We start from the raw sequence: 26,403 nt of genomic DNA on the forward strand, positions 1-26,403 counted from the left end.
GACGGTGCGGATGCGCCCGACGCTGGTGGCGACCGCCGGAGCGACGCAATGCAAAGTCTACCACGGCCGGCGAGTTCGGCGAAATGCGGGAGAATGCGCGTGTCAACTCCGCAGCACGCCGCTTTGCCGGACCGTCGGCTGCCGTGATAAAAGCCGTGCATGACGATGGACGTGGTCAATCTGCGCGAGTTCTACTCCAACCGGCTCGGCGTGGTCGCGCGGCGGCTGATCAATCGCGGTATCCAGACGCGCTGGCCGGATGCGCGGGGCCAGCGCGTCCTCGGGCTCGGCTATCCGACGCCGTATCTCGGGCTGTTTCGTCACAATTGCGAACGCTGCATCGCTTTCATGCCGGCGGCCCAGGGTGTGCTGAAATGGCCGACCGCCCGCGCCACGCTGTCGACGCTGGTGGAGGAGCGCGCGCTGCCGCTGCCCGACGCCGCGGTCGACCGCATCCTGCTGGTGCATTCGCTGGAAATGTCCGACGATCCCGACGCGCTGTTGCGCGAGGTGTGGCGGGTGCTGGCGCCCTCGGGCCGGTTGCTGGCGGTGGTGCCGAACCGCCGCGGCGTCTGGGCGCGGATCGACAACACGCCGTTCGGCCACGGCCGGCCGTATTCACGCTCGCAGATCTCCGATCTGCTGCGGCGGACCTGGTTCACGCCGATCGGCTGGAGCGAGGCCCTGTTCGTGCCGCCGCTCGAACAGGCCTGGCTGCTGCGCTGGGCGCCGGCGTGGGAACGAATCGGCGCCGCCATCTCGCTGCCGCTGGCCGGCGTGCATGTGGTCGAAGCGACCAAGCAGGTGGTGCGGCCGATCCAGGCCAAGCGCGAACGCACCCGGCTGATTCCCTCGCTGGAGCCGTCGCTGGTGCCGTCACCGATGCAGGCGGACGATACCGACGCTCCGCTGCTGCCGCGCTGAACGCACAAGGGCCGCGCCGAACGCAAAAGGGCCGCGCCGAAGCGCGACCCTTGCTGTCTCGAATCGATATCGGCCGGGCTTACTCGTTGCCGGGCGAAGCGTCCTCGGCCGGCACAGGCGCGGCCGCGGCATCACCGCGTGGCGCGTGCGGCCGACGCCGGCGACGCGGCGGGAAGCGCTCGCCGCCGCCGCCGGTCGCGCCCTCGAAGGCTGCGGGGCTGATCTGCGGCTGCGGACCGGTGATGAACGAGGGCAGACGATCGACCCCGGCATCGACGCTCGGCTGCGGCTGCTCGACCCGCGGCGTGAACTGCGGCTGCGGCCGATGCTCGCGCGGCTGCGGCTGTTCGCGCGGCTCACGCGGCTGAAACTGCGGCTGTTCGCGGGGTTCGCGCGGCTGGAAGGATTGCGGCTGCTGCTGCACCGGGACGAGGCCGGGCTCGGCGCCGAAATTCGAATAATCGCTCTCGCCGTCGTCGTCGTTCTCCGACATGTCGTTGTCGATGCGGGGCGCCTGCTGCGGCTGGTTCTGCCGGAACTGCTCCTGCGCCGCGGCGATCAGGCGGAAGTAATGCTCGGCGTGCTGATAATAATTTTCCGCAGCGACCGGATCGCCGGAGGAGCGCGCATCGCGCGCGAGCTGGACGTATTTCTCTGCGACGTGAGAGGCGGTGCCGCGGATCTTGATATCGGGCCCGTTCGACTCGAACACCCTGGTCATCGGGTTCTGGCCACGCCGATTGTTGTTGTTATTGTTGGTGTTGCTACCGCTGTTCCGGTTACGCAGCCGCTTGTTGTTCTGCCCGTTTCTCATGTCTTACCTTCTTACGAACCCGTGACATCCCGACGGCCGCAATATTCCGGCAGTCGCGTGTTCCAAATGGAGTGTATTGCGCGTGCCAGGCATGCACCGCCGCCCGCACGGCCGGCGCCGAACGCAATTCGATCACCCGAAGTGCTGACTCGCCTGATATCGCTAGTGCCGCATGTCGCGTTCAACAAAGACGCGTTCCCCAATTCCGGAGTGCGCCGTGCCGCGCCGGCCGGACCATTCGATGAGCCGGCCAAAGCAGGCTCAGCTTCGCTTGCGTGAGTTCTTCAAGCGTAAATCAGGCTTTCGTTCGCTCCGCGGTCGCGAGCAGCGCGGCTGTCTCAGCCTTCGCGCTCAATCGAACCCGCCGTTTGGGAACCCTTCTCGATCCGGGCTCTCGACAAGAACTCTGTTCTTTTCTGGTCTTGGACCGCAGACCCGCGGGACCAGCCGACTGGACCGATATCCTGGCCGGAACGTAGTCGCTCTCGGTCGATATTCCAAGCGTTTTTTGCAATCTATTCCGACATTAACCCGTCAAATTGCGCCCCGTCACCGCCCGAAAAACGCCACCCAGATCGCGGCGTGGCGGCTCCGGGACGGCGAGCCCAGAGGCCCGCATCAGCGCGGCGACGTCGTCGCCCTGGCCTTGGCCGATCTCCACCACCAACGCCCCGCCGCGCCCGAGCAGCCGCGCCGCTTCGGGGATGATCCGGCGATAGGCATCGAGGCCGTCCTCACCGCCGTCGAGCGCGCGGCGCGGATCGTGCTCCCGGACCTCGACATCGAGCGCGGCGATCGCGCTTGCCGGGATGTATGGCGGGTTGGAGACGATCAGGTCGAACGAACCGCCGAGCGCAGCAGCGTAGTCGCAGGCGACGAAGCCGGCGCGATCGGCAAGGCCGAGCGCGGCGGCATTCGCCCGCGCGGCGCGCAAGGCGCCGAGACTGATGTCGGTCGCGACGCCGAACGCGTCCGGGCACTCCGACAGCAGCGCCAGCAGGATCGCGCCGGAGCCGGTGCCGAGATCGAGAATCAGCGGGCGGGCGCGCGCCTCGGCGCGCAGATGGTCGAGCGCGGCCTCGACCACGGTCTCGGTGTCGGGCCGCGGCACCAGCGTGTCGTCGGACAGCCGCAGCGCCAGCCCCCAGAATTCGCGGACGCCGAGGATCCGCGCCACCGGCTCACCGGCCAACCGGCGCACCGCGAAGGCGTCGAGCCGCTCCGCCTCGTCCAGCGTGAGCACCCGCTCGGCCTGCACGATCAGTCCGGTGAGATCGAGTCCGGTCGCCTCGCCGATCAGCAGCCGGGCGTCGAGCTCGGCCGATTCGATGCCGGCGTCCTTCAGGCGCCGGCCTAGCGCGCGGCGGGCTTCGGCGACAGAATTCTGTTGATCCACCAGTCTCAACTTCGACGCCGTGCCAAGGTATCAATATGCATGAGCCTTGCCGAACTTCTAAGTGGCGCAGATAAATTATTCGAGCCATTCACCTGATAGTTAAGCTGGCTGGATTTTTCAAAGCTCTTTTCAGAGGGTGGCACGACCTTCCAAGTCATGCGATTTCGTTCGCCGAGTCCATCTTCAAAGGTAATGACGCGACAACGCTTGTCGGCGGGGTCCTCCACCATAGAAAAGTGGTTAGCTTCAAAATCCTCAACTCGAATACAGCAAAATTCGCCCCAATAAGGCCTCCCAACTATGTGCCCGCATGTACCGTACTCGCTTCCGCAAACAGTACAGATCTGCTTCCTTACAATCAGGCCCGCACTAAAGAAAACTTGAGGCGGGAAAATCGTTCTCTCCAAATCTTCAAGTTGCTTGCCTCTCTCTCTTACATGAGTGAACCCTTTATGCGCTCGGGCTGCATCTGATGCAGCCATCTGCGCTTCGATCAAATAGTCCCAAGCCTTATCGGGCTCTTCCTGTTTGAGCAGAATCCACATCTTCAACTCGGAGATAAGCATGCGCAAAACACATTCAAAACCGAGGGCGAGGTTCGCCAGAACTTCGTTCTGAGAGTCGATCGAATCTGCCTTTAAGGAGCTGCATTTCTCCAAAGCACCCGAGAGTGCAGAGCAAGCCTCTTCCTGTAGGGAGCTATCCCTAGTGAGGATGCAGAATATTTCGTTTTCTCGGACGATCTGATTAAGTTCGTCAATTCGGCCCGTTGCGTTGTCGACCATCTGCCACCTTCTTGATAAGGGGGGCGAGAGCTTCCAGTCCCTCCAAATCCCCTTCGTAGTCAATCTTCTTGCACGCGTAATCGGCAGAATCTTCGATAACAATGCTTAGTTTGACGCTCTTTTTTCCTGAAATTCCTTTGAACAAATCGGAAATGAAGTTGGTCAAAACGCCGAGCGCCAAGGATACCGCGGAGGGATTCTCTGAGAGAAGGCCGGCGGAAACAAATATGGTCGGGGCCAGCCACTCATAGCTGTTGTTTTGAATGTAGCGGGCTCCCTCAAAAAACTCCTCCGAAAGCGGCAAGCCTTCATTTCGGAAGAGAGCTCTTACGGTCGCTCCTTCAGAAGGGATGAGAAAATCCGACCTACTTTGCGCGATTGTGAAATTGGAAGGCAGGACTGCAAATCCCTCTGGAGCCGCAATTCCAAATTTCTTCACATGGTATCGGACGCAAATAAAATCAGAAATTTCGGTTGCCATGGTTGAGTCGCCCTAGAAAAGGATAATGAGGCACAACATTAGTTCGATTGTAAATTCGCTTTTGTGCGGCTCAGGCCGCATGGCCCTGCGCCGCGAGCTGGGCCACCTGGTGTTCGGTGGTCAGCGCGTCGATCAGCTCGCCGAGCGCTTCGCCGGCGATCACCTGCGGCAGCTTGTACAGCGTCAGATTGATGCGGTGATCGGTGACGCGGCCCTGCGGGAAGTTGTAGGTGCGGATCCGCTCCGAGCGGTCGCCGGAGCCGACCTTCTGCTTGCGCTCGGCCGAGCGCGCCGAATCGATCCGCTGCTGCTCGGCGTCGTAGATTCGCGAACGCAGGATGTTCATCGCCGAGGCGCGGTTTTTGTGCTGCGAGCGGCTGTCCTGCATCATCACCACGATGCCGGTCGGCAGATGAGTGATGCGGATCGCCGATTCGGTCTTGTTGACGTGCTGGCCGCCGGCGCCCTGTGCCCGCATCGTGTCGATCTTGAGATCATCCGGCTTGATGTCGACGTCGACCTCCTCGACCTCGGGCAGCACCGCCACGGTCGCCGCCGAGGTGTGGATGCGCCCCTGCGTCTCGGTGTCGGGCACGCGCTGCACCCGATGCACGCCGGATTCGAATTTCAGCTTGGCGAAGGCGCCACGCCCCTTCACCTCGGCGATGATCTCCTTGAAGCCGCCGACGGTGCCCTCGCTGGCCGAGATCACCTCGACGCTCCAGCCCTGCAAGGCCGCGAATTTCTCGTACATCCGGAACAGGTCGCCGGCGAACAGCGAGGCCTCGTCGCCGCCGGTGCCGGCGCGGATTTCGAGCATCACGTTGCGCTCGTCCATCGCGTCCTTCGGCAGCAGCGCGACCCGGATCTGCTGGATCAGGTCCTCGCGATGGGCATCGAGCGCGTCGCGCTCGGCCTCCGCCATCGCCCGCATCTCCGGATCGGTCGCGGGATCTTCGAGCAGATCGTCGATGTCGCCGAGTTCGTCGCGGACTTCGCGATAGGCCTTCACCGCCTCGACCAGCGGATTCAACTCGGACAATTCGCGAGTGATGCGGACGTAATCATTGGCCGCGACCTCGCCGAGCAATTGCGCTTCGAGCGAGGCATGATGCGCGAGCAGAACGTCGAGCTTGGCTTCGGGCAGGTTGGACATCGATCGGTCTCGGACAACGAAATGCGAGAATGGCAAGGATGGTGGCGACGCGGCGGCGCGGACAACAGCGTCGCTACAAGGACAGCCCGTGAGCCTCGGCGAATTCCGCGAGCTTGTGCCGGATCGAGACGCTGCCGGCGGGCGCATCGAGCAACGGCGAGATCGCCGCCTCGGCCTTGGCAGCGTCGAGTTCGAGGATCATCGCCTTGACCGGGCCGTGCGACACCGCCGACACCGACAGCGCCCGATAGCCGATCGCGATCAGCGCCAGCGCCCCCAGCGGCTGCGACGCCATCTCGCCGCACAGCGACACCGAGCGCTTGGCGGCCTTGGCCTTGCGCACGATGTCGCGCAGCGCCCGCAGGATGGGGGCCGACAGTGTGTCGAAGCGGTCCGACACCTTGGCGTTGCCGCGGTCGACCGCATACAAAAACTGGAACAGATCGTTGGAGCCGACCGAAATGAAGTCGACCTTCTTGAACAGTTCGTCGAGCTGATACAGCAGCGCCGGCACTTCGACCATGGTGCCGACGTCGACCCGCTCCGGCAGCGTGTGGCCGTGCTGGCGCAGATAGGTCAGTTCGCGCTCGACGATCGCCTTGGCGGCGTCGAATTCGGCGACTTCCGAGATCATCGGAAACATGATGCGCAGATTGCGCCCGCCGCCGGCGCGCAACAGCGCCCGGATCTGGCTGCGCAGCAGGCCCGGCCGGTCCAGCCCGAGCCGGATCGCCCGCCAGCCGAGCGCAGGATTCTCCTCGACCACGGTTTCCATATAGGGCAGCGCCTTGTCGCCGCCGATATCGAGCGTGCGGAAGGTCACCGGCTTGGATCCCGCGGCATCGAGCACGGCGCGGTACAGCGCGAGCTGATCGCTGGAGCGCGGCAGGCTCTGGCCGATCATGAACTGCAGCTCGGTGCGGAACAGGCCGACGCCGGACGAGCCGGTGTCGTCGATATGCGGCAGGTCGATCGCCAGACCGGCATTGATCATCAGGTCGATCGGCTGGCCGTCGGTGGTGACGCAGGCGAGATCGCGCAGCGCGGAATACTGCGCCTGGCGCCGCGCGCGAAAGCGCACCCGCTCGGCATAGGCGGCCTCGACCTCCGCGGAGGGGCGGACATAGATCGAGCCGGAGGTGGCATCGACGATGATCGCGTCGCCCGGATCGGCGATGCCCGGCGCGTTCGGCACTTCGCCGATCGCCGCAATGCCGAGCGCGCGCGCCACGATCGAGACGTGCGAATTCGCGGTGCCCTCTTCGAGCACCAGGCCGCGCAGCCTCTTGCGGTCGTAGTCGAGCAGCGCCGCCGGGCCCATCGAGCGCGCGATCAGGATGGCGTTGTCGGGCAATTGCTCGCGGGACGGTGCGTGATTCTGGCCGACCAGCTGGCGCATCAGCCGGTGGCCGAGGTCCTCGAGATCGTGCAGCCGGTCGCGCAAATACGGATCGGTCGAGCGCAGCATCCGGGCCCGTGTGTCGGACTGCACGCGCTCGACGGCGGCTTCCGCGGTGAGGCCGGTGGCCACCGCCTCGTGCAGCTTGTGCGACCAGCCGTGGTCGTTGGCGAACATCCGGTAGGCTTCGAGCACGTCGCGATGCTCGCCGCCGTCGGCGACGTCGCCGCGCTCCAGCAGACGGTCGAGATCGGCGCGCAGATTGGCCAAAGCGGTGTCGAGCCGCCTGATTTCCTTCGGCAGATCCTCGGCGATGTAGTTGGTGATGACGACGCGCGGCTCGTGCAGCACGACATGGCCGAGCGCGATGCCGTCGGACAGGATCGCGCCGGTCTTGTGGATCGAGTGCCGTGCCGCGGGCTCGGCGCCGGGCTGCGCCAGCGCCGACAATTCGCCCGAGGCGATCATTTCGGCGAGCACCATCGCGGTGGTCTGCAGCGCCTCGACCTCTTCCTCGACATAGGTGCGCTTGGCGCGGTTCTGCAACACCAGCACGCCGAGCGTGTTGCCGGCGCGCAGAATCGGCACGCCGAGGAAGGAGTGATAGATTTCTTCGCCGGTCTCCGGGCGGAACGAGAACGCCGGATGGCTCTGCGCGTCGGAGAGATTCAGCGGCGTCGCCTCGGAGGCGACGAGGCCGACCAGGCCTTCATGCGCGGTCAGCACGGTCTGGTGCACCGCCTCGCGGTTGAGGCCTTCGGTGGCGTAGAGTTCGAGCGTATTGTCGACCCGCAGGACGTAGGTCGAGCACACCTCCGCCACCATATTGGCGGCGATCAGCACCACGATCTTGTCCAGGCGTTCCTGCGCGGAGACTTGCTCCGCCATGGTTTCACGGAGCCGTCTCAGCAAGACGCGGGGGCCGCCCGACGTGCTCCGCATGTGAAGACATCTCCTCTGAAAATCGTCATAGCCGCCGGCCTGCGGTGCCGGCGACAAACCTCTCGACGCGATCGCGCCGGACGACAATCCGCCCGGCCTCCGACGCAGGCCCGCGAGCAGGCCAGGTCATGGCCCGATCCGGCCTTCGCGACGCAACAGAAAACCGGCCTCTCAGCCGACCCGCCTGCGCCGCGCGCCCTTCAGGCCGTATAGCGAATTGACGCTTGATTTGCCAAGCAAAACGCCTGCCACGGACGACGGCAAAAAGCGCCGCGCCCGGCCTGAAATCGCACCGAATTTATTCTAAACTTGATCCAATCCGTACAAAGTATGCAATGTCCGCACCGCGAGCTCGGTGTAGGCGGCGTCGATCAGCACCGAGAACTTGATCTCCGAGGTCGTGATCGCGCGAATATTGATGTTGCGCGCGGCCAAAGCGGCGAATGCCTGGGCGGCGACGCCGGCATGGCTGCGCATCCCGGAGCCGATCACCGACACCTTGGCGACGTCGGTCTCGCTGTCGAACCGGGCGTAACCGATCTTGTCCTGCGCCGAAGTAATCGTCTGCTTGGCGCGGGCGAAATCCGACGCCGGAACCGTGAAGGTGAGATCCGTGGTCTTGCCGTCTTCCGAGACGTTCTGCACGATCATGTCGACGTTGATGTTGGCGTCGGCCAGCGGCCCGAAGATCGACGCCGCCACGCCCGGCTTGTCCTCGATCCGGCGCACCGAGATCTGGGCTTCGTCCTTGGAAAAGGCGATGCCGGTGACGACGTGGTTCTCCATGATTTTCTCCTCGCTGCAGATCAGCGTGCCCGGCGGCGTGCCGTGCGGATCGATATCTTCGGGTTTGTCGAAGGAAGAGCGCACGAAGATCGGCATGTTGTGCACCATGCCGAGCTCGACCGAGCGGACCTGCAGCACCTTGGCGCCCTGCGACGCCAGTTCCAACATCTCCTCGAACGCCACCTTGTCGAGCCGTTTCGCCTTCGGCACCACGCGGGGGTCGGTGGTGTAGACGCCGTCGACGTCGGTATAGATGTCGCAGCGGTCGGCCTTCAGCGCCGCCGCGATCGCCACCGCCGAGGTGTCGGAGCCGCCGCGGCCGAGCGTGGTGATGCGGCCGGTCTCGGGATTGATGCCCTGGAAGCCGGCGATCACCGCGACTTCCTTGCGGTCGCCGAAGCGCTTGACGATCTCGCTGCCGTCGATCTCGACGATCCGAGCCGAGGCATGGGCGTCGCTGGTGCGGATCGGCAACTGCCAGCCCTGCCAGGATCGCGCCTGGATGCCGAGCGCCTGCAAGGCGATCGCGAGAAGCCCCGACGTCACCTGCTCGCCGGACGCCACCACGGCGTCGTATTCGCGGGCGTCGTGCATCGGCGAGGCTTCGGTGCACCAGGCCACCAGCTCGTTGGTCTTGCCGGCCATCGCCGACACCACCACGGCAACCTCATGGCCGGCATCGACCTCGCGCTTGACGTGGCGCGCGACGTTCTGGATGCGCTCGATATTGGCGACGGACGTGCCGCCGAATTTCATCACCAGCCGGCCCATGACGAATAGTGCAATCCCTGCAGACAACGAGTATTGATGGCGCGGGCTTCGCGAGATAGGCGCCGCGAGGCGCGTATACACAGCGGCGCTGTTCCGGGCAAGCAATCGAGACCGCGACCAGGATGATTCGCGCCGGACAGGCGGTCAGGAAAGGCGTCTGAGACGGCATGGGGTACATCGACCAGATCCTGCAGCCCGGGGAGAAGGTGCTCTATTCGGCCAAGCCGCACTGGATCTTCTATCTGCCGGCGCTCGGGCTGTGGATCATCGTTGCCGCGGTCGCCGGCCTGACCCGCATTCCCGCCGTCGTCGCCATGGACCCGCGCATCGAGATCGGTATGCTGGGACTGGCTGCAGTGATCGGGGTGTTCGCGCTGTATTTGACGCTGAAGGCCTGGTTCCATCGCTGGACCACCGAGACGGACGTCACGTCGCTGCGGCTGGTCCATAAAACCGGATTCATTCAGCGCCGTACCTTCGAGATGAGCCTGGACAAGATCGAGAGCGTTGACCTCGATCAGAGCATCCTCGGCCGCGTTCTCGACTATGGCGACGTCACCGTTCTGGGCGTCGGCGAGGGGCGGGAAACCATCCGGACCGTCGCCGCCCCGCTGGCGTTCCGAAGTTCAATAACCGCGCGATAGGAGCACGGCGCATCCATGGCACTGCAATCCGAATCTCCCGGTCCCGTGTCGCCTTCGGTCGATCCGGCCGAAATCGCGAAATTCTCCAAGCTGTCGGCGCAATGGTGGGATCCGACCGGCAAGATGGCGCCGCTGCACCGGATCAACCCGCTGCGGATCAGCTTCATCCGCGACGCCGCCTGCCGCAAATTCGAGCGCAACGCCAAGAGCCTGAGCTGCCTGTCGGGGCTGCGGATGCTCGATATCGGCTGCGGCGCCGGCCTGTTGTGCGAGCCGTTCACAAGGCTCGGCGCCCAGGTGATCGGGATCGATCCGTCGGCGACCAACATCGCCGCGGCGAAGATCCATGCCGACAAATCGCATCTGCCGATCGACTATCGCTGCACCACGGTCGAGGAGATCGACCCGCGCGAGCGCTTCGACATCGTGCTGGCGATGGAAGTGATCGAGCACGTCACCGATGTCGGCGCCTTCCTCGGGCGCTGCGCGGCGCTGATGAAGCCCAACGGCATCATGGTGGTGGCGACGCTCAATCGGAACTGGAAGAGCTTCGCGCTGGCAATCGTCGGCGCCGAATATGTGATGCGCTGGCTGCCGCGCGGCACCCATCAATGGGACAAATTCGTCACGCCCGCCGAACTCGAGCAGCATCTGCACGGCTTCGGGATGATTGTGACCGAACAGTCCGGCCTGGTGTTCAATCCGCTCGCCGACCGCTGGAAGCTGTCCGCCGACATGGACGTGAACTACATGGTGGTAGCGGAGACGGCGCCGTAGCCCATCGACGCCGTCGTGTGGCCCGCCGAAGGCCGGGCGCCGCCGAAGGCCGGGACAAAGGCACAACTGATTTGATCCGTCATTGCGAGCGAAGCGAAGCAATCCAGAGGCGCCCGCGAACTGGGTTCTGGATTGCTTCGTCGCTTCGCTCCTCGCAATGACGACGCTTGCCTTCTATACCCCCCGCAGAATGATCACCGTCGGCGCGCCCGGCAGTGTCTCCCGCGATATCCGCAGGGCGCTGTCGCCGCGCTGATCGATCGCGAACGATTGGCCGATGCGCCGCATGAACTCGTCGAGCGGCGTCATGAAGCGGTGCATCGGCAGCACCACCGCGGCGCGCAGCCGCTTGGTGATCGCCGAAATGCCATCGAGCGACATCGTGTAGCTGCCGTCGATCGGCACCATCAGAATGTCGATCCGGCCGATCGCGGCGAAATGGCTGTCGTCGAGCGTGGTGTGCAGATGACCGAGATGGCCGATGCACAGGCCCGCGACCTCGAAGATGAAGATCGAATTGCCGTCCTTGATCATGCCGGCATTGCCGTCGTCGAACATATAGCGGCGGATGTCGGTGGTGACGTTGCGGATCATCACGTCGCCGACGCGCAACCGGACATGCGCCGGCTGGCCGTCGTCGCCCCAGCCGTGCAGCACATGCGCGATCTTCGGGTCGGGCGCCAGCGTGTAGTGCGTCGAATGCGCGCGGTTCATGGTGACGACGTCCGGTACGCGGCCGGTAGCGTAGGCGCCGTTGTAGTCGGTGGCGATCATCACGCCGCCGGGGGTTTCGATCGTGTAGGTCGAGTGCCCGCGATAGGTGATCAGCACCTGCTCGGCCGCAGCCGTCCGCCGCAGGCTGACCGGCACCGCGCGCGGCGGCGCTTGCGCCATCGCCAGACACTCGCTGCCGCGGAAGCCGTCCTCGGCCAGCGCCGGCGACGACAGCACGGCGAACAACGCGACGAAGGCGGCAAGGCAGCGCAGCATGGCGTCACTCCCGGTCGGGCTCCGACAAGAGTGTAGCGCCAAATCGTCCGGGCGCCAGCGCGGCGCCAGCGCGCAACGCTGGCATGAGCCGGTTCCGGTTGACCGCAGCAAGCCGGCCGGCCACGGTGCCCCGCCATTCCAGCCCAGATCCGTTCATGCTCACAGCCGCCTCGCTCTGGATTCCGTTCGCGCTCGTCGCCGCCGTCGGCCAGGTCGCGCGCAATGCGATGCAGCGCTCGCTGACCGGGCCGCTCGGCACCTGGGGCGCGACCAACATCCGCTTCCTGTTCGGATTTCCGTTCTCGATCCTGTTCCTCGGCGTGGTGATCGCGGCGACCGGCGACGCGCTGCCGTGGCCGGGCCTCGATTTCTGGCCGTGGCTGCTGCTCGGCGCGCTGTCGCAGATCGCCGCCACCGGCCTGATGCTGGCGGCGATGAACGAGCGCTCCTTCGTCGTCACCACCGCCTATCTGAAGACCGAGGCGATCCAGACCGCGATCTTCGGCTTCGTCTTCCTCGGCGATCATCTCACCGTGCTGAAGGTCGGCGCGATCCTGATCGCCACTTTCGGCGTGGTGATCACCGCGTTGCGGCCCGGCAGCGCGCGCAACCTCGCCAGCCTGCGACCGACGGCGCTCGGGCTCGCCGCTGCCGCCGGCTTCGCGCTGTCGGCGGTCGGCTTTCGCGGCGCCATCATCGTGGTGCCGGGCGTCGGCTTCGTCACCGCGGCGACGTTCACCCTCGTCTTCGCCCTCGGCGTGCAGACGCTGGTGCTGACGATCTATCTGCTGGCGCGCGCGCCGCAGGTGCTGCGCGATATCCTGCATCTGTGGAAGCCGTCGATGCTTGCGGGCTTCGTCGGCGCCGCGGCCTCGCAGTTCTGGTTCCTCGCCTTCGCGCTCACCGCCGCCGCCAATGTCCGCACGCTGGCCCTGGTCGAAGTGCTGTTCGCGCAGGCCGTCGCCACCTACTCGTTCAAGCAGCCGATGTCGGCGCGCGAACTCGGCGGCATCGCGCTGATCGTGCTCGGGGTCGCGTTGCTGGTCGCGGTGTGACCCGAGCGCACCGCGCCGGCGAAACTAGACTGATTGAAGCAATGCGGCCTTCTCGCGCGCAGAATCGTCATCCTGAGGTGCGCGCGTAGCGCGCCTCGAAGGATGCGGCCCGAGGTGCCAGCGGCCCATCCTTCGAGGCCCGCCGCGCCGCGCACAGCGCGGCCCGGCGGGCACCTCAGGATGACGGCGGAACTGCTCTAGTTGCCGGCCGCCGTGGCGCCGCGGGTGCGGGGATCGGGGGCGCCGTGGAAGCCGTCGGCGTCGATGACGATGCTGTTCGCCGAGGTCTGGCCGAGCGGCGTGGCGATGCGGTGGCCCATCGCGCGCAACGCATCCAGCGTCGCGTCCGGAAAGCCTTGCTCGACGCGGAGCTCGTCCGGCAGCCATTGATGATGCAGCCGCGGCGCGCCGACAGCGGCGGCGATGTTCATGCGATAGTCGAGCACATTGACGATCACCTGCAGGGTCGCCGAGATGATCCGGCTGCCGCCCGGCGAGCCGGTGACCAGCACCGGTTTGCCGTCCTTCAGCACGATGGTCGGCGACATCGACGACAGCGGCCGCTTGCCGGGCGCCGGCAGATTGGCGCCGAAGCCGACCAGCCCATAGGCGTTCGCCGCGCCGGGCGCCGCGGTGAAATCGTCGAGCTCGTTGTTGAGCAGCACGCCGGTGCCGTCGGCGACGAGGCCCACCCCATAGGAGAAATTCAGCGTATAGGTGTTGCTGACGGCGTTGCCCTGATCGTCGGCGACGGAATAGTGCGTGGTGTTCTCGCCCTCCTTCGGCTGCGGCGGCGCGACGACGGCAGGCGTGGCGCGGTCGGCGTCGATGCCCGCACGCAGTGTCGCCGCATAGTCCTTCGACAGCAGCGTCGACAGTGGCGCGTCGACATAGGCCGGATCGCCGAGATAGCGGGCGCGATCCGCATAGGCGCGCTTCATCGCCTCGATCAGCAGATGCAGCGACGGCGCGCTGCCCTGCTCTAGCGACGGCATCGGAAAACCTTCGAGGATGTTCAGCGTCTCGATCAGCACCACGCCGCCCGACGACGGCTGCGGCATCGCCACGATGTCGTAGCCGCGATAGTTGCCGCGGACGGGCGCGCGGACGATGGCCTGATAGTTCGCCAGATCATCCGTCGTGATGATCCCGCCGGCGTCCCGAATGCCGCGCGCCAGTTTGTCCGCGACGCCGCCGCGATAGAAGCCGTCGGGGCCGTGATCTGCGATCGCCTGCAGCGTCGCGGCGAGGTCGGGCTGCACCAGCCGGTCGCCCTCGCGCAGCGGCGAGCCGTCGGGCCGGGCGAAGATCTTGCGCGTCGACGGCCAGCGCGACAGCCAGGGATGCCAGTCCGGCAGCGTGTCGGCGGTGTCGTCGGCGACGCTGATGCCGTCGCGCGCGAGCGCGATGGCGGGCGCAATCACCTCGGCGAGCGAGAACTTGCCGGAGCCGTATTTGTCGAGCGCCAGCGCCAGACCCGCGACCGTGCCGGGGACGCCGATGCCGAGCGCGGATCGGCGGGACTTGTCCGGATCGGGCTTGCCGTCGGTGAGGAACATCTCGCGGGTGGCGGCCTGCGGCGCGGTCTCGCGATAGTCGATCGCGACGTCCTCGTTCCTGGCGGCGGCGTGGATCAGCATGAAGCCGCCGCCGCCGAGATTGCCGGCGCGCGGATAGGTCACCGCCATCGCGAAGCCGGTCGCGACCGCGGCATCGATCGCGTTGCCGCCGCGCGCGAGAAAGCGCGCCCCCACTTCCGCCGAGAGCCGCTCCTGCGCCACCACCATGCCGTGTCGGGCGACGACGGCGGAGGCCGCACCCGGCGCCCGCGCGGCGCCGCCGCGCATGTCCTGTGCCGGGGCGGTGGCCGGGACCACGACCAGCGCGACCATTGCAACCAGCGCTGTCACGGCTTTGCGATGAAGCATCGTCATCGTACGGGGCGGGGTTTCCGACGGTGCAAGTGTTGTGCTGTCCTGCATGCCGGAATCCTATAGTGGTTTCGGCGCGGCGCGCCAAACGCCGGTCGGGAACGAGGAACACAAGATGACGTCATCGACCGCGGCGGACCACTCGCGAGAGAGTGTGCCGAGAACCTATCCGTCGCGCGCCGCGGTCGGCGGCTGGATCCTGTTCGACTGGGCGGCGCAGCCCTATTTCACGCTGATCACCACCTTCATCTTTGCGCCCTATTTCGCCACTTACGTCGCGCCCGATCCCGCCACCGGGCAATCGCTGTGGGGCTTCGCGACGGCGGCGAGCGGGCTGTTGATTGCTTTGGCCTCGCCGATCCTCGGCGCGGTCGCCGATGCGAGCGGCCGGCGCAAGCCGTGGATCGCGGTGTTCGGCGCGATGCTGGTGATCGGCTCGTCACTGATGTGGTTCGGCCGGCCGGGCGATGCCGGCGTGATCCTGCCGCTGCTGATCGCCTACGCGATCGCGACCATCGGGGTCGAATTCGCCACCGTGTTCAACAACGCGATGATGCCGAACCTGGTGCCGCCGGAGAAAATCGGCCGGCTGTCCGGCACCGGCTGGGCCACCGGCTATGTCGGCGGCATTCTCTCGCTGATTCTCGTGCTCGGCTTCCTCGCCGCCAACCCGCAGACCGGCAAGACGCTGATCGGCGTCACGCCGCTGTTCGGGCTCGACGCGGCGAGCCACGAGGGCGACCGCATCACCGGCCCGCTCACCGGGCTGTGGTTTATGGTGTTCGTGCTGCCGATGTTTCTGCTGACGCCGGATTTTCCGGCCAAGCTGTCGGTGAAGGCGGCGGTCGGCGAGGGCCTGCGCGAATTGCGCGAGACGCTGCGCGACCTGCCGCAGCGGCGCTCGCTCGCCTCCTTCCTGCTCGCCAACATGATCTACACCGACGGGCTCGTCTCGCTGTTCGCCTTCGGCGGCATCTACGCCACCGGCACGTTCGGCTGGGGCACCATCCAGATCGGCAGCTTCGGCGTGATTCTGGCGATCGCCGCGACCTTCGGGGCGTTCATCGGCGGCCGGCTTGACGACGCGCTCGGATCGAAGCGCGTGATCGCCGGATCGATCGTGCTGCTGCTGATCGCGATCAGCGGCATCCTGCTGATCGATCCGTCGCATATCCTGTTCGTCGAGGTGACGCCGCCGCAGCCGGGCGGCGCTCTGTTCGCCGCCCCCGCCGAGCGCGCTTATCTGCTGCTCGGCTGCCTGATCGGCATCGCCGGCGGGCCGCTGCAGGCGGCGTCGCGGACGCTGCTGATCCGCATCGCCCCGCGCGACCGCATCGCGCAATATTTCGGCCTGTTCGCGCTGACCGGCAAGGTCACGTCGTTCGTCGGCCCGCTGCTGATCGCCACCGTCACCGCCATCACCGCGAGCCAGAAGGCCGGCATGGCGGTGCTGGTGCTGTTCTTCGTCGGCGGCCTGGCGCTGCTGACGCGGGTGCGGAATTAGTTAGAGGCGAAGCATCCCACCAGATAACGACGTCATCGCCCGGCTCGACCGGGCGACCCAGTACGCCGCAGCTTTGCAGAAGGACTGCGGCGCCCTGGAATACTGGGTCGCCCGCCTGCGCGGGCGACGACGGTGGATCGAGTTGATGAACTAACAACAGCCACAGCCTGCTCCCTCGCCCCGCTCTTGCGGGGAGAGGGCTGGGGTGAGGGGCGACGCGGGCACTGAGTCTCGGCTGCGCGGAGACGCCCCCTCACCCGACCGGCTACGCTGCGCTTCGCCGGTCGACCTCTCCCCGCGCGCGGGGAGAGGTTAGTTCAATGCCGGAAATGCCTGGTCCCGGTGAACACCATGGCGATGCCGGCGTCGTCCGCGGCCTTGATGACTTCGTCGTCGCGCACCGAGCCGCCGGGCTGGATCACCGCGGTGGCGCCGGCTTCGATGCAGGCGAGCATGCCGTCGGCGAACGGGAAGAACGCGTCCGATGCCACCACCGAGCCCTTGGTCATCGGCGCCGCGAGTTTCAGCTCGGCGGCGGCATCCTGCGCTTTTCGCGCGGCAATGCGGGCGGAATCGACCCGGCTCATCTGGCCGGCGCCGATGCCGACGGTGGCCAGATCCTTGGCGTAGATGATGGTGTTGGACTTGACGTGCTTGGCGACCCGGAAGGCGAATTTCAGGTCGCGCAGTTCGGCCTCGCTCGGCTGCCGCTTGGTGACGACCTTGAGCGCCATGTCGTCGACCACCGCATTGTCGCGCGACTGCACCAGCAGCCCTCCGGACACGCTCTTGTAGGTCAGGCCGGCGGCGCGCGGGTTGGGCAGGCTGCCGGCCAGCAGCAGCCGCAAGTTTTTCTTCGCCGCCACGATCGCGATCGCTTCCTCGCTCGCCTCGGGCGCGATGATCATTTCGGTGAAGATCTCGACGATCGCGCGTGCGGCTTCGGCGTCGAGCGTGCGGTTGAGCGCGACGATGCCGCCGAACGCCGAGGTCGAATCGCACGCCAGCGCCTTGCGATAGGCATCGAGCAGGCTCGATCCTTCGGCGACGCCGCAGGGATTGGCGTGCTTGACGATGACGCAGGCTGCAGTGCGCTTGGCGTCGAACTCGCCGACGCATTCATAGGCCGCGTCGGTATCGTTGATGTTGTTGTAGGACAGTTCCTTGCCCTGCACCTGCCGCGCGGTGGCGACGCCCGGACGCTTCTCCGGGGTGGCGTAGAACGCCGCGGTCTGATGCGGGTTCTCGCCGTAGCGCAGGCTCTGGATCAGCCGGCCGCCGATCGCGCGGAAATCCGGCGCATCGGTCTTCAATTGCTGCGCGAACCAATTGGAGATCGCGGCGTCGTAGGCCGCGGTGCGGGCATAGGCCTTGGCGGCGAGGCGCTTGCGCAAGCCGTGCGAGGTGGCGCCGGCATTGGCCGCGAGTTCGTCGAGCACCGCCTGATAGTCGGACGATTCGACGATCACCGCGACGTCGTCGTGATTCTTCGCTGCGGCGCGGATCATCGCCGGGCCGCCGATGTCGATGTTCTCGATGCAGTCCTCGTAGGAGCCGCCTTTGTCGACGGTGGCCTCGAACGGATACAGATTGACCACGAGGAGGTCGATCTGGGCGATGCCGTGCGCCGCCATCGCCTGCTTGTGCTCGTCATTGTCGCGGACCGCCAGCAGGCCGCCATGCACCTTGGGATGCAGCGTCTTGACCCGGCCGTCCATCATCTCGGGAAAGCCGGTGATCTCGGAGACGTCCTTGACCGGCAGCCCGGCCGCCGCGATCGCCTTGGCGGTGCCGCCGGTCGAGACCAGTTCGACGCCGTGGCCGGCCAGCGCGCGGGCGAAATCGACCAGCCCGGTCTTGTCGGAAACGGACAACAGAGCGCGGGTCACGCGGCGCGGAAGATCGGTCATGGAATGCGTCCTTTGGGCGGGAGAATGCCCGCCTAGCATGGTTTTCCGTGCGATGAAACCGGCCAAAACGGCGGGTCTGGGACCCGCCTGCGGCATTCGCCGCTACAGCGGCAATTCCGGTTCGCGGCGGGCGGCGCGGCGGGCGGAGGTCTGCTGCGGCGAGGTATTGGAGCGGATGAAACTCCAGCGGATGCTCGGCGCCTCGATCGAATTCTGCCGGATCACGATCTGGGTGGTGCGGCGCGGCCCGTCATTGCCGGCGAGGAAGACGCTGTCTTCGAGGTCGACCTTGTCGTCGAGCGCCTCGAAGGTCCAGACCTCACGATTGGGCAACACCAGCATCACACCGTGCGCGTCGCCGAGCCGGCTCGCCTTGATCGACGGGTGCAGATGGAAGCGCACGGCATAATCGGCCTGCCCGGCGCGATGGCGGCCGCCCTGCGCCGGCGACAGCGTGTCCTCGCCGTCGACGCGGCTGCCGTCGTGCTTCACCATGACGACGCGCTGATGGATCACGCCGAACTTGTCGCGATAGCCGTCATGCGAGGCCGTCAGCAGCACGCCGCCCGCGACCGCCTCGCGGCGGTTGTCGACCAGGGTCGGGCCGCTGACGATCGGCGCCCCTTGCAGCAGGCGCTTCATCGCCGAGCGTTCGACGAACTGACAGGACGAGGTGTCGTGGCAGGTGACGGTGGAATGCGCCGCCGTCGAGCGCGCGAAGCCGCGCCAGCTCTCACGATTCGTACTGGGCATCCCGCAATTGGTGACGATCCGGCATTGCCCGGAGGACATTTCGAACGACAGGCAGCCGGCATGGCCGTCCTGGCTGACATTCGGCGGCGGCGGCAGTCCGGCGTCGATGATGACCAGCGTCGAGCCGGCATCGATCCGCTGATAGCCCGAATGCGGCATGCTCGGCATCGGGATGCCGTGGCTGTCGTCATAAGCGAGCAGCGTCGCCAGCAGATCCGACGGCGTGCCGCTCATGCCGTTGAACAACGCGATGTTGCCGTCGCCGTGGCGGAAGAACCGCAGCATCGGCATCATCCGGTCGATCGCGTTCAACAGCGCCGGCGGCGGCGCGATATTGCGCGCGGCAAACGTCTGCCGCAGCGGCAACAGGTCGATCAAGAGGTCGATCAGCGCGCCGGGATTGCGCGAGAAATGCCCGCCATCCGGCAGGATCTGGCGCTGCAACTCGTCGGACAGCCGCTTGGTCGCGCCGCGGATGTTGCGCGCCTGATTGGCGAGGCAGAGCGCCGCATAGCACAGAGCGATCGTCACCTGCAGCCGCGCCACGCCGTCCGGCACGTCGAGCAGCGCGAGCCGCAACGCGCGGATCTCCCGGGTCAGGCCGCGCAGATAGCGGCGATAGAATTTGCCGTCGGTGTCCGACAGCACCAGGGGCGCCTGCGACAACAGCGAAATCACCCGCCGCGCCATCACGTCGGGGCGTCGTCCGACGGTGCGGTTGCGGGCCATGTTGCCGAGCCAGTCGTCGACCAGCGAGCGGGCGTTGGCGCGGGTGATCGCGGTGTCGGCGGCGCGCAGATGGCGCAGCCAGCCGAAGCCGAACAGAGCGGCTTCCCAATCGTCCGACGGCGGCTCCAGATCGAAGATCGAACGGCCGTGGCAGGTGACGATCTTGCCGGCGAACACGAAGCGGCCGGCATAAATTTCGGCGGCGCGGGTGGCGTCGGCGGTGCGCAGATCATGCGGCGCAATGATCAGCCGGTCGGTGCGGCCCGGCCACAGCCGCGTCAGCGCCGCCGAGCCGCCCGACGCGCGCGCCACCATGTTCCGCGCGAAGCGGCCCACGATCAGGCTCGAGATCCGTCTGCGGTGAGCGGATGACACGCGCGCGAATGCCCCGGGTTCATGCAACGCATCGACGGCCTGCTGAGGTCGTCGAGCGGCGAATTTCAGATTCAGCAAGACGTCCGCGACTTTCGCGGTCCAAAGCGGCTTTGTCTGAAACAGCTCTGCGGGCATCTGCGCGGCGGAGGCGAAAGGATGTTGTGAACCAAAGCAACCTCGGATTAACGAAAATTCGTTTCAAATCCTTTTAGTCCGGAATTGGCCATGCACACACCCTGCCGTTGGGCGGGGTGTGGACGGGCACCGTTTCGGCGTCCCCGGCGGGGCGCCATGGCTGCCAATTTCAAAATGATTACAAAGACTTCGTAAGACGGGCGGCGTAGAACCCATCGAACCCCGCGAGCCTCGGATCAGCATGGGGCAGATGCGACGGCAGGGTCCGAACATCGCCCTCGGCGGTCACGATCTCGGCAAGGCCGGCAACCTCGGCGGGCTCCACCGGGAGGCGCCGCATCCCGGGCTCGGCGTCCAACAGCGCGCCGACCACCTGCTCGCCTTCCTCCGGCTCCAGCGAACAGGTGCAATAGACCAGCGTGCCGCCCGGCTTGAGCAGCGCGACCGCCTTGTGCAGCAGCCGGCTCTGCACCGCCGACAGCGCGCCGATGTCGCTCTCCTGCTTCAGCCAGGCGACATCGGGATGCCGGCGGATGGTGCCGGTCGAGGCGCAGGGGGCGTCGACCAGCACGCCGTCGAAACTGCCGGGGGCATCGCTGCGCCATTCGGTGGCGTCAGCCACGGCGGTCTCGGCCTCGAGTCCCAGCCGCGCCAGATTTTCGCGCAACCGCGCCACCCGCGCCGGCGAGCGATCGATCGCGCTGACCCGCGCGCCGGCCTGCGCCAGTTGCGCGGTCTTGCCGCCCGGTGCGGCGCAGAGATCGGCCACCGATTTGCCGGCGAGATCGCCGAACAGCCGCGCCGGCAAAGCGGCGGCGGCATCCTGCACCCACCATTGGCCGTCGTCGAAGCCCGGCAGCATCTTCACCGAGCCCTGCAGCAGCGTCCGCACCGTGCCGGTCGGCAGCAATTCGCCATACAGCCGCCCGGCCCAATGGTCGGGATCGGATTTGACGGTGATGTCGAGCGACGGCTCATGGCTGATCGCAAGCGCGATCGCCTTGGCGGCGTCGTCGCCGTAATGCGCGCGCCACCGCGCCATCAGCCATTCCGGCACGTCGAGCGCCTGGCCCGCGACCGCGTCGATCAAGGGATGCCCCTCGCGCGCGCAGCGCCGCAGCACGGCGTTGACAAGGCCGGCATATTTGGCGGCACGGCGGTCGGACTGCACCAGCCGCACCGACAGATCGACGGCGGCGTGGTCCGGAACATCCATCCACAGGATCTGCGCGGCGCCGATCAAGAGCGCGCTCTTGGCGCGCGGCGCATCGGTCGGAACCCCGCGATCGAGCATCCGCGCCAGCAGATGTTCGAGCGTGCCGAGCCGGCGCAGAATGGTCGCCACCAGCCGGCGCATCAGCGCGCGGTCACGATCCGGCAGCGTCTTGAGCCCGGGATGTGCGGCGGGGCCTTCGAGCTGGTCGTCCAGCATCCGGCGCTTCTGCAGGACGCCGTCGAGGATGTCGGCGGCGATCCGGCGCGCTGCCAGTCCGGGCACCTCCGACGGCTGTGCGAATCTTGGAGCAGGCATGGATTGAGGGTATCACATTGGAGGGGATGATGCCGCGCGCGAGGCGGCGCGAATTCGGCGATGGATGGCAGGCGAATATGCCGATTCTAAGAATCGCCGCGACGCCGCCGCGATACGCTGACATAGACCAAACGACTGAATCGCGCGCAATGAAAGGCGAAGCCGATGACCAAATCCGATCCGCAGCCCGTGCCGGCGGCGCCGACCGAACCGCCGCGGCGGGAACTGCCTGACGCCGCAAAGCGCGCGCTGGCCGAAGCCGATGCCCGGCGGGTCGAAGCCGCGCAACACGCCGCCGCGCGCGCCAAGGAGTATCAGGGTCCGAAAGGCCCCGAACCGACCCGCTACGGCGACTGGGAAGTCAAAGGCATCGCGTCGGATTTCTGAGCCCTCGCGTCCGATGTTGGACTGCGGCGTCCGGAATTGCTCACCGAACGTCTTCGTGCCTTGCGGGTGTCGCCGACTCGCGTTATCATAGGAATATGTCCCCACTCTTCAGAACGAACCCGGTACGGATCGCGCGACTGCCCTGGCGTGGGCGGCTGAGGTCGATCTGGCCGTGGGTGTTCGTGCTCGGCGTCGCGGCCGGAATGATGCTGCCGGCGCGGCACTGGGTGCAGTGGCCCTGGGCTGAGCCCGATTCGCAGGCGCTCAGGAACGACAGCGAGACGGTGTGGCGGCGCGCCGGTAACCCGGCGGTGCGGCACCCGGTCGACGTGCTCTATATCATCGACGGCGACACGTTCGAGGCGCGGGTGCATCTGTGGCCGGGAACGGATCTCGCGACCCGCGTTCGGCTGCGCGGCATCGACGCGCCGGAGCTGAAGGCGCAGTGCGCGCAGGAACTCAAGCTTGCCGAAGCCGCGACCGGCGCCCTGCGCGACCTGCTGCGGCAGGGTGAGGTGGCGATCTACAATATCGGCCCCGACAAATATCAGGGCCGCGTCGTCGCCGACGTCGCGACCAAACGCACCCCCAGCGTCTCCGCCGCGCTGCTGGAAGCCGGCTACGCCCGGGCTTACGGCAGCGGGCGTCGCGAGGGCTGGTGCGGCGGGCGGTGACGCCGTCGCTCGAGCAATTCCGGTTCTGATAGAATCAGAATCGGTACTCCAGATTCTTGTTTTGACGCGTTTTCTTCACGCGAACCGGTTTCCACTTCGCTCGAAAACGCTCTATTTCGCCGAGGCCGCCGCGAGCCCGAGCGCCTCGGCCATGACCCGGAACACGTCGGTGTTTTCCATCGCGCCGTGGACCCGGTCGCTGCCCGGCCCCGCCGCGGTGAGGATCACGTCCTCGCCGGAATGCACGCTGGCGTTCATCATCGCCGGCAGATTGCCGAGCCGCAAAACCGCCCCCGGCACGGCCTTGTACTTCTCGTTGGCCTTGAAGGTGCCGGGCTTGTCGCCGGCCTCGGTCGGCTGGTTCGGGCCGTCGAGCTTCGGCCGCAGCGTCTCGTAGTGATCGGGCAGGCTGGCCGAGAAGATCGCCAGGCGGCGACTGACGTCGACGCGATCCGGATAGCCGTCCTTGTCGGGCGCCGGGTAGTTCGGAAAGCCGGCTCTCTGATACACGCCGATGCGTTCGCGCAGCGGCACGTCCTCGCCCTCGGCGAGATCGTCGCGCACGGTGCCGACCAGCGCGTTGGGATGGTTGTGATCGGCGACCACCAGGATCAGCGTGTCGTCGCCGCGTGCCTTGGCCCAGTCGCGCGTTTGCCGCACCGCATTGTCGAGCATGATGGTGTCGTAGACCGCGCGCTCCATGTCGAGCGCGTGGGCGTATTTGTCGATCATCCCGGATTCGACCATCAAGAAGAAGCCGGCCTCGTTCTTCGACAGGACGTCGAGCGCGACCGCGACCTGCTCGGTCAGATCGGGCTGATCCGGATTCTTCGCGACGCCGCCGCCTTTCAGGAAGCGGCGATCGAGCACGCCGTCCATGTTGCCGGGCGCGAACAGGCCGAGCAGTTTTCGCGTGTCGGGCTTGCCGGCCGCGGCCAGCTCGGTCGCACTGGTGGCGACCGCGTAGCCGGCGTCGCGGAACTTCGCCAGATAGTCGACGTCGTCCTTGCGCTTGCCCTGCGCGCTCTTCGGCAGGAAATACGCGGCGCCGCCGCCCATCAGCACGTCGGGACTTGCGGCAAAGAACTGCGCGACGATGTCGTCATACGCGGCGCGACGGCGGGTATGGGCGATCACCGCCGCGGGCGTGGCGTCTTCCACCTCGGTATTGGTGACGATGCCGATCGCAAGTCCCAGCCGCCGCTTCGCCAGCGACGCCAGCGTCTCGACCCTGGGATCGTCGAGCGGGCTCGCGGTGCGGTCGGCATAGACGCCCATCGCATTGACCGCGGCCTTGTGGCCGGTGGCGTAGGCGCTCGCCGCATTGGCGGAATCGGTGATGATCGAATCGCTGCCGGCGGTCGACACCAGCGCCATCTGCGGCATGTCGTCGATCGCCAGCTTGCCGCCGGCGCGGCCTTCCTTGATGCCCTTCGACAGCAATCGCGCAGCGACGCGATGCGCGGGCGACAGCCCGTCGCCGATGAACAGGATGACGTTCTTGGCCTTGCGCGGCCCAGTGTCGTACACCGTCCAGCCGACGCTGCGGCGGTCCGCGCCGTCGCCGGCCTCGACCGTGTAGGCGCCGGGTTTGTCGAGCGCGACGTCGCGCAGCAGCAGCGCCGATTGCGGTCGGCCGTCCTCGCGCGCGATCAGCTCCGGAGCCTTGCCGAACACCGCTGCGGCATCCGTGCCGTTGACGGTCAGCGTCGCCTTGTCGGCGGAGACTTCGCCGGCGAATTCGACCTTGAGATCGAACCGGGCGCCGGCCAGAATTTCGGCGCGGTCGATCGGATAGATCGTCTGCGCCGCGGCGAACGAAGTCGACACCAGCAAGGCAAAAAAGGTCGTGGCGAAACGCATCATGGGAACGGCTCCAAATCGGAGCGCGGACCGTATGAGCGGCAAATGACGGTTCGATGACGGTGTTTAGCAGCGGCAGTCATTCCGGGACGCGCGCCTGATCACTACGATTGACCACTTGCGTCATTCCGGGGCGCGCCACCGGGTCCGGCCTTCGGCCGGCCCGATGACAGGCTCCGCGCGAGCCCGGAATCCCGAACTGTTCTGCGTCCGACCGCGAGGTGCCCTGAACTTCGGGATTCCGGGTTCGCCCGCAGCTTCGCTGCGTGCGCCCCGGAATGACGTTGAAGGTGGGCCGCCTCAGCCCTTGTCGTTTTCGAGCTTCGGGATGTGCGAGCCCTCGCCGGCCGACAGCAGGCCGGCCTTGGCGAAGATGTCCAGCTTGGCGCGGGTGTCGGCGATATCGAGGTTGCGCATCGTCAGCTGGCCGATGCGATCGCCCGGCGTGAACGGCGCGTCCTCGACCTTCTCCATGCTGAGCCGCTCCGGCGCATAGGTCAGATTCGGGCTCTGCGTGTTGAGGATCGAGTAGTCGTTGCCGCGGCGCAGCTCGAGCGTGACCTCGCCGGTGATGGCGCGCGCCACCCAGCGCTGCGCCGTCTCGCGCAGCATCAAGGCCTGCGAGTCGAACCAGCGACCCTGATACAGCAGGCGGCCGAGCTTCATGCCGCTGATGCGATACTGCTCGATGGTGTCTTCGTTGTGGATGCCGGTGACGAGACGCTCATAGGCGATGTGCAGCAGCGCCATGCCCGGCGCCTCGTAGATGCCGCGGCTCTTGGCCTCGATGATGCGGTTCTCGATCTGGTCGCTCATGCCGAGCCCGTGCCGGCCGCCGATCGCATTGGCCTCGAGGAACAGCGCGACCGGATCGGCGAACGTCTTGCCGTTCAGCGCGACCGGCTGGCCTTCCTCGAACCGCACCGAGACGGTCTCGGCCTTGACAGCGCAATCCTCGCGCCAGAACGGCACGCCCATGATCGGGACGACGATCCTGATGCCTGAATCGAGGTGTTCGAGATCCTTGGCCTCGTGGGTGGCGCCGAGCAGGTTGCTGTCGGTCGAATACGCCTTTTCCGAACTCATCTTGTAGGCGAAGCCGGCGGCGGTCATGAACGCCGACATTTCGGCGCGGCCGCCGAGCTCGTCGATGAACTGCTGATCGAGCCAGGGCTTGTAGATCCGCAGGTCCGGGTTGGTCAGCAGCCCGTAGCGATAGAACCGCTCGATATCGTTGCCCTTGTAGGTCGAGCCGTCGCCCCAGATATTGACGCCGTCCTCCTTCATCGCCGAGACCAGCATGGTGCCGGTGACGGCGCGGCCGAGCGGCGTGGTGTTGAAATAGGCGATGCCGCCGGTCGAGACGTGGAAGGCGCCCGACTGGATCGCGGCGATGCCCTCGTGCACGAGCTGCGACCGACAATCGACCAGCCGGGCCTTCTCGGCGCCAAACTCCATCGCCTTGCGCGGGATCTCGTCGTAGTCGGCCTCGTCGGGCTGGCCGAGATTCGCCGTATAGGCGAACACGCGAGCGCCCTTCTGCTTCATCCACAGCAGCGCCGCGCTGGTGTCGAGCCCGCCCGAAAACGCGATGCCGACGTTTTCGCCTTTGGGCAGGCTTTTCAGAATCGTACTCATGGGACTTCCAATCGGCTGGGGCGGTTTGCGGGTCGGGAGCGCGAATATCAAAC

At 66.5% G+C, this 26,403-nt stretch carries 21 protein-coding genes; 7 read left to right on the forward strand and 14 right to left on the reverse strand.

What is annotated here, in order from left to right; translation table 11 throughout:
* The first annotated feature begins 159 nt into the window (after positions 1 to 159).
* Entirely contained in the window at positions 160 to 924 is a 765-nt protein-coding gene (locus tag RPB_RS00355; protein WP_011438972.1) for a class I SAM-dependent methyltransferase, read from the forward strand.
* A 79-nt stretch (positions 925 to 1,003) separates the two neighbouring features.
* On the opposite strand, the gene RPB_RS00360 is transcribed toward RPB_RS00355, so the two are convergent.
* From RPB_RS00360 to RPB_RS00385, 7 genes are all read right to left on the reverse strand, one after another.
* The gene (locus RPB_RS00360) at positions 1,004 to 1,738 is read right to left on the reverse strand and encodes a DUF4167 domain-containing protein (protein WP_011438973.1); all 735 of its coding nucleotides are present in this window, start codon (positions 1,736 to 1,738) and stop codon (positions 1,004 to 1,006) included.
* Positions 1,739 to 2,264: 526 nt separating this feature from the next.
* The gene (prmC, locus tag RPB_RS00365; RefSeq protein ID WP_011438974.1) at positions 2,265 to 3,134 is read right to left on the reverse strand and encodes a peptide chain release factor N(5)-glutamine methyltransferase; all 870 of its coding nucleotides are present in this window, start codon (positions 3,132 to 3,134) and stop codon (positions 2,265 to 2,267) included.
* 5 nt (positions 3,135 to 3,139) lie between these two features.
* The gene (locus RPB_RS23910) at positions 3,140 to 3,919 is read right to left on the reverse strand and encodes a hypothetical protein (protein ID WP_011438975.1); all 780 of its coding nucleotides are present in this window, start codon (positions 3,917 to 3,919) and stop codon (positions 3,140 to 3,142) included.
* Positions 3,891 to 4,400 (reverse strand): hypothetical protein, encoded by a 510-nt coding sequence (locus tag RPB_RS00370; RefSeq protein ID WP_011438976.1) that lies wholly within the window; start codon positions 4,398 to 4,400, stop codon positions 3,891 to 3,893. The genes RPB_RS23910 and RPB_RS00370 overlap by 29 nt, the downstream gene beginning before the upstream one ends.
* Positions 4,401 to 4,470: 70 nt before the next feature.
* Entirely contained in the window at positions 4,471 to 5,556 is a 1,086-nt protein-coding gene (gene prfA / locus RPB_RS00375) for a peptide chain release factor 1 (RefSeq protein WP_011438977.1), read from the reverse strand.
* 73 nt (positions 5,557 to 5,629) lie between these two features.
* On the reverse strand, positions 5,630 to 7,897 hold the full coding sequence (ptsP, locus tag RPB_RS00380) for a phosphoenolpyruvate--protein phosphotransferase (protein ID WP_011438978.1): 2,268 nt from the start codon (positions 7,895 to 7,897) through the stop codon (positions 5,630 to 5,632).
* 303 nt (positions 7,898 to 8,200) lie between these two features.
* Positions 8,201 to 9,454, reverse strand: a complete 1,254-nt coding sequence (locus RPB_RS00385; protein ID WP_011438979.1) for an aspartate kinase — start codon at positions 9,452 to 9,454, stop codon at positions 8,201 to 8,203.
* 167 nt (positions 9,455 to 9,621) lie between these two features.
* On the opposite strand from RPB_RS00385, the gene RPB_RS00390 reads away from it, so the two are divergent.
* The gene (locus RPB_RS00390; RefSeq protein ID WP_011438980.1) at positions 9,622 to 10,098 is read left to right on the forward strand and encodes a PH domain-containing protein; all 477 of its coding nucleotides are present in this window, start codon (positions 9,622 to 9,624) and stop codon (positions 10,096 to 10,098) included.
* A 15-nt stretch (positions 10,099 to 10,113) separates the two neighbouring features.
* Positions 10,114 to 10,875 carry a bifunctional 2-polyprenyl-6-hydroxyphenol methylase/3-demethylubiquinol 3-O-methyltransferase UbiG gene (gene ubiG / locus RPB_RS00395; protein ID WP_011438981.1) on the forward strand — a complete coding sequence of 254 codons (762 nt, stop codon included), beginning with the start codon at positions 10,114 to 10,116 and terminating at the stop codon, positions 10,873 to 10,875.
* A gap of 174 nt (positions 10,876 to 11,049) precedes the next feature.
* Here ubiG and RPB_RS00400 read toward each other — a convergent pair whose 3' ends face one another.
* Positions 11,050 to 11,865, reverse strand: a complete 816-nt coding sequence (locus RPB_RS00400) for an MBL fold metallo-hydrolase (protein ID WP_011438982.1) — start codon at positions 11,863 to 11,865, stop codon at positions 11,050 to 11,052.
* 155 nt (positions 11,866 to 12,020) lie between these two features.
* Between RPB_RS00400 and RPB_RS00405 the strand changes: the two genes are divergently transcribed.
* Positions 12,021 to 12,920 (forward strand): EamA family transporter, encoded by a 900-nt coding sequence (locus tag RPB_RS00405; protein ID WP_041797824.1) that lies wholly within the window; start codon positions 12,021 to 12,023, stop codon positions 12,918 to 12,920.
* Positions 12,921 to 13,117: 197 nt separating this feature from the next.
* Here the strand turns inward: RPB_RS00405 and ggt are convergent, their stop codons facing one another.
* Entirely contained in the window at positions 13,118 to 14,848 is a 1,731-nt protein-coding gene (gene ggt / locus RPB_RS00410) for a gamma-glutamyltransferase (protein WP_085978174.1), read from the reverse strand.
* Between the two features lie 118 nt (positions 14,849 to 14,966).
* Here ggt and RPB_RS00415 point away from each other — a divergent pair, with 118 nt between their 5' ends.
* The gene (locus RPB_RS00415; protein WP_011438985.1) at positions 14,967 to 16,355 is read left to right on the forward strand and encodes an MFS transporter; all 1,389 of its coding nucleotides are present in this window, start codon (positions 14,967 to 14,969) and stop codon (positions 16,353 to 16,355) included.
* 317 nt (positions 16,356 to 16,672) lie between these two features.
* Here RPB_RS00415 and purH read toward each other — a convergent pair whose 3' ends face one another.
* The 3 genes from purH to RPB_RS00430 all read right to left on the reverse strand — a co-directional run bounded on the left by purH (position 16,673) and on the right by RPB_RS00430 (position 21,788).
* Entirely contained in the window at positions 16,673 to 18,265 is a 1,593-nt protein-coding gene (purH, locus tag RPB_RS00420; RefSeq protein WP_011438986.1) for a bifunctional phosphoribosylaminoimidazolecarboxamide formyltransferase/IMP cyclohydrolase, read from the reverse strand.
* 102 nt (positions 18,266 to 18,367) lie between these two features.
* Positions 18,368 to 20,122, reverse strand: a complete 1,755-nt coding sequence (locus RPB_RS00425) for a heparinase II/III family protein (RefSeq protein WP_011438987.1) — start codon at positions 20,120 to 20,122, stop codon at positions 18,368 to 18,370.
* A 313-nt stretch (positions 20,123 to 20,435) separates the two neighbouring features.
* Complete coding sequence (locus RPB_RS00430) at positions 20,436 to 21,788, reverse strand: RsmB/NOP family class I SAM-dependent RNA methyltransferase (protein WP_011438988.1); 1,353 nt, start codon at positions 21,786 to 21,788, stop codon at positions 20,436 to 20,438.
* Positions 21,789 to 21,953: 165 nt separating this feature from the next.
* On the opposite strand from RPB_RS00430, the gene RPB_RS00435 reads away from it, so the two are divergent.
* Both RPB_RS00435 and RPB_RS00440 read left to right on the forward strand, forming a co-directional pair.
* Positions 21,954 to 22,175, forward strand: coding sequence for a DUF1674 domain-containing protein (locus RPB_RS00435; protein ID WP_011438989.1), 222 nt, complete (start codon positions 21,954 to 21,956; stop codon positions 22,173 to 22,175).
* 95 nt (positions 22,176 to 22,270) lie between these two features.
* Entirely contained in the window at positions 22,271 to 22,849 is a 579-nt protein-coding gene (locus RPB_RS00440) for a thermonuclease family protein (RefSeq protein WP_011438990.1), read from the forward strand.
* A gap of 111 nt (positions 22,850 to 22,960) precedes the next feature.
* Here the strand turns inward: RPB_RS00440 and RPB_RS00445 are convergent, their stop codons facing one another.
* Positions 22,961 to 24,715: an alkaline phosphatase gene (locus RPB_RS00445; RefSeq protein WP_011438991.1), complete on the reverse strand. Its 1,755-nt coding sequence runs from the start codon at positions 24,713 to 24,715 to the stop codon at positions 22,961 to 22,963.
* Positions 24,716 to 25,012: 297 nt separating this feature from the next.
* A complete protein-coding gene (argG, locus tag RPB_RS00450; protein ID WP_011438992.1) occupies positions 25,013 to 26,350 on the reverse strand; it encodes an argininosuccinate synthase in 1,338 nt (445 codons plus the stop codon).
* Positions 26,351 to 26,403: the final 53 nt, after the last annotated feature.

The organism is Rhodopseudomonas palustris HaA2 (assembly GCF_000013365.1).
Taxonomy (GTDB): domain Bacteria; phylum Pseudomonadota; class Alphaproteobacteria; order Rhizobiales; family Xanthobacteraceae; genus Rhodopseudomonas; species Rhodopseudomonas palustris_J.

What these genes read in the sequence shown, in the direction of transcription:
- RPB_RS00355 (WP_011438972.1), top strand. Translation starts at nt 160, where the DNA reads ATGACGATGGACGTGGTCAATCTGCGCGAGTTCTACTCCAACCGGCTC.
- RPB_RS00360 (WP_011438973.1), bottom strand. Translation starts at nt 1,738, where the DNA reads ATGAGAAACGGGCAGAACAACAAGCGGCTGCGTAACCGGAACAGCGGT.
- RPB_RS23910 (WP_011438975.1), bottom strand. Translation starts at nt 3,919, where the DNA reads ATGGTCGACAACGCAACGGGCCGAATTGACGAACTTAATCAGATCGTC.
- RPB_RS00370 (WP_011438976.1), bottom strand. Translation starts at nt 4,400, where the DNA reads ATGGCAACCGAAATTTCTGATTTTATTTGCGTCCGATACCATGTGAAG.
- prfA (WP_011438977.1), bottom strand. Translation starts at nt 5,556, where the DNA reads ATGTCCAACCTGCCCGAAGCCAAGCTCGACGTTCTGCTCGCGCATCAT.
- ptsP (WP_011438978.1), bottom strand. Translation starts at nt 7,897, where the DNA reads ATGCGGAGCACGTCGGGCGGCCCCCGCGTCTTGCTGAGACGGCTCCGT.
- RPB_RS00385 (WP_011438979.1), bottom strand. Translation starts at nt 9,454, where the DNA reads ATGGGCCGGCTGGTGATGAAATTCGGCGGCACGTCCGTCGCCAATATC.
- RPB_RS00390 (WP_011438980.1), top strand. Translation starts at nt 9,622, where the DNA reads ATGGGGTACATCGACCAGATCCTGCAGCCCGGGGAGAAGGTGCTCTAT.
- ubiG (WP_011438981.1), top strand. Translation starts at nt 10,114, where the DNA reads ATGGCACTGCAATCCGAATCTCCCGGTCCCGTGTCGCCTTCGGTCGAT.
- RPB_RS00400 (WP_011438982.1), bottom strand. Translation starts at nt 11,865, where the DNA reads ATGCTGCGCTGCCTTGCCGCCTTCGTCGCGTTGTTCGCCGTGCTGTCG.
- RPB_RS00405 (WP_041797824.1), top strand. Translation starts at nt 12,021, where the DNA reads ATGCTCACAGCCGCCTCGCTCTGGATTCCGTTCGCGCTCGTCGCCGCC.
- ggt (WP_085978174.1), bottom strand. Translation starts at nt 14,848, where the DNA reads ATGCTTCATCGCAAAGCCGTGACAGCGCTGGTTGCAATGGTCGCGCTG.
- RPB_RS00415 (WP_011438985.1), top strand. Translation starts at nt 14,967, where the DNA reads ATGACGTCATCGACCGCGGCGGACCACTCGCGAGAGAGTGTGCCGAGA.
- purH (WP_011438986.1), bottom strand. Translation starts at nt 18,265, where the DNA reads ATGACCGATCTTCCGCGCCGCGTGACCCGCGCTCTGTTGTCCGTTTCC.
- RPB_RS00430 (WP_011438988.1), bottom strand. Translation starts at nt 21,788, where the DNA reads ATGCCTGCTCCAAGATTCGCACAGCCGTCGGAGGTGCCCGGACTGGCA.
- RPB_RS00435 (WP_011438989.1), top strand. Translation starts at nt 21,954, where the DNA reads ATGACCAAATCCGATCCGCAGCCCGTGCCGGCGGCGCCGACCGAACCG.
- RPB_RS00440 (WP_011438990.1), top strand. Translation starts at nt 22,271, where the DNA reads ATGTCCCCACTCTTCAGAACGAACCCGGTACGGATCGCGCGACTGCCC.
- RPB_RS00445 (WP_011438991.1), bottom strand. Translation starts at nt 24,715, where the DNA reads ATGATGCGTTTCGCCACGACCTTTTTTGCCTTGCTGGTGTCGACTTCG.
- argG (WP_011438992.1), bottom strand. Translation starts at nt 26,350, where the DNA reads ATGAGTACGATTCTGAAAAGCCTGCCCAAAGGCGAAAACGTCGGCATC.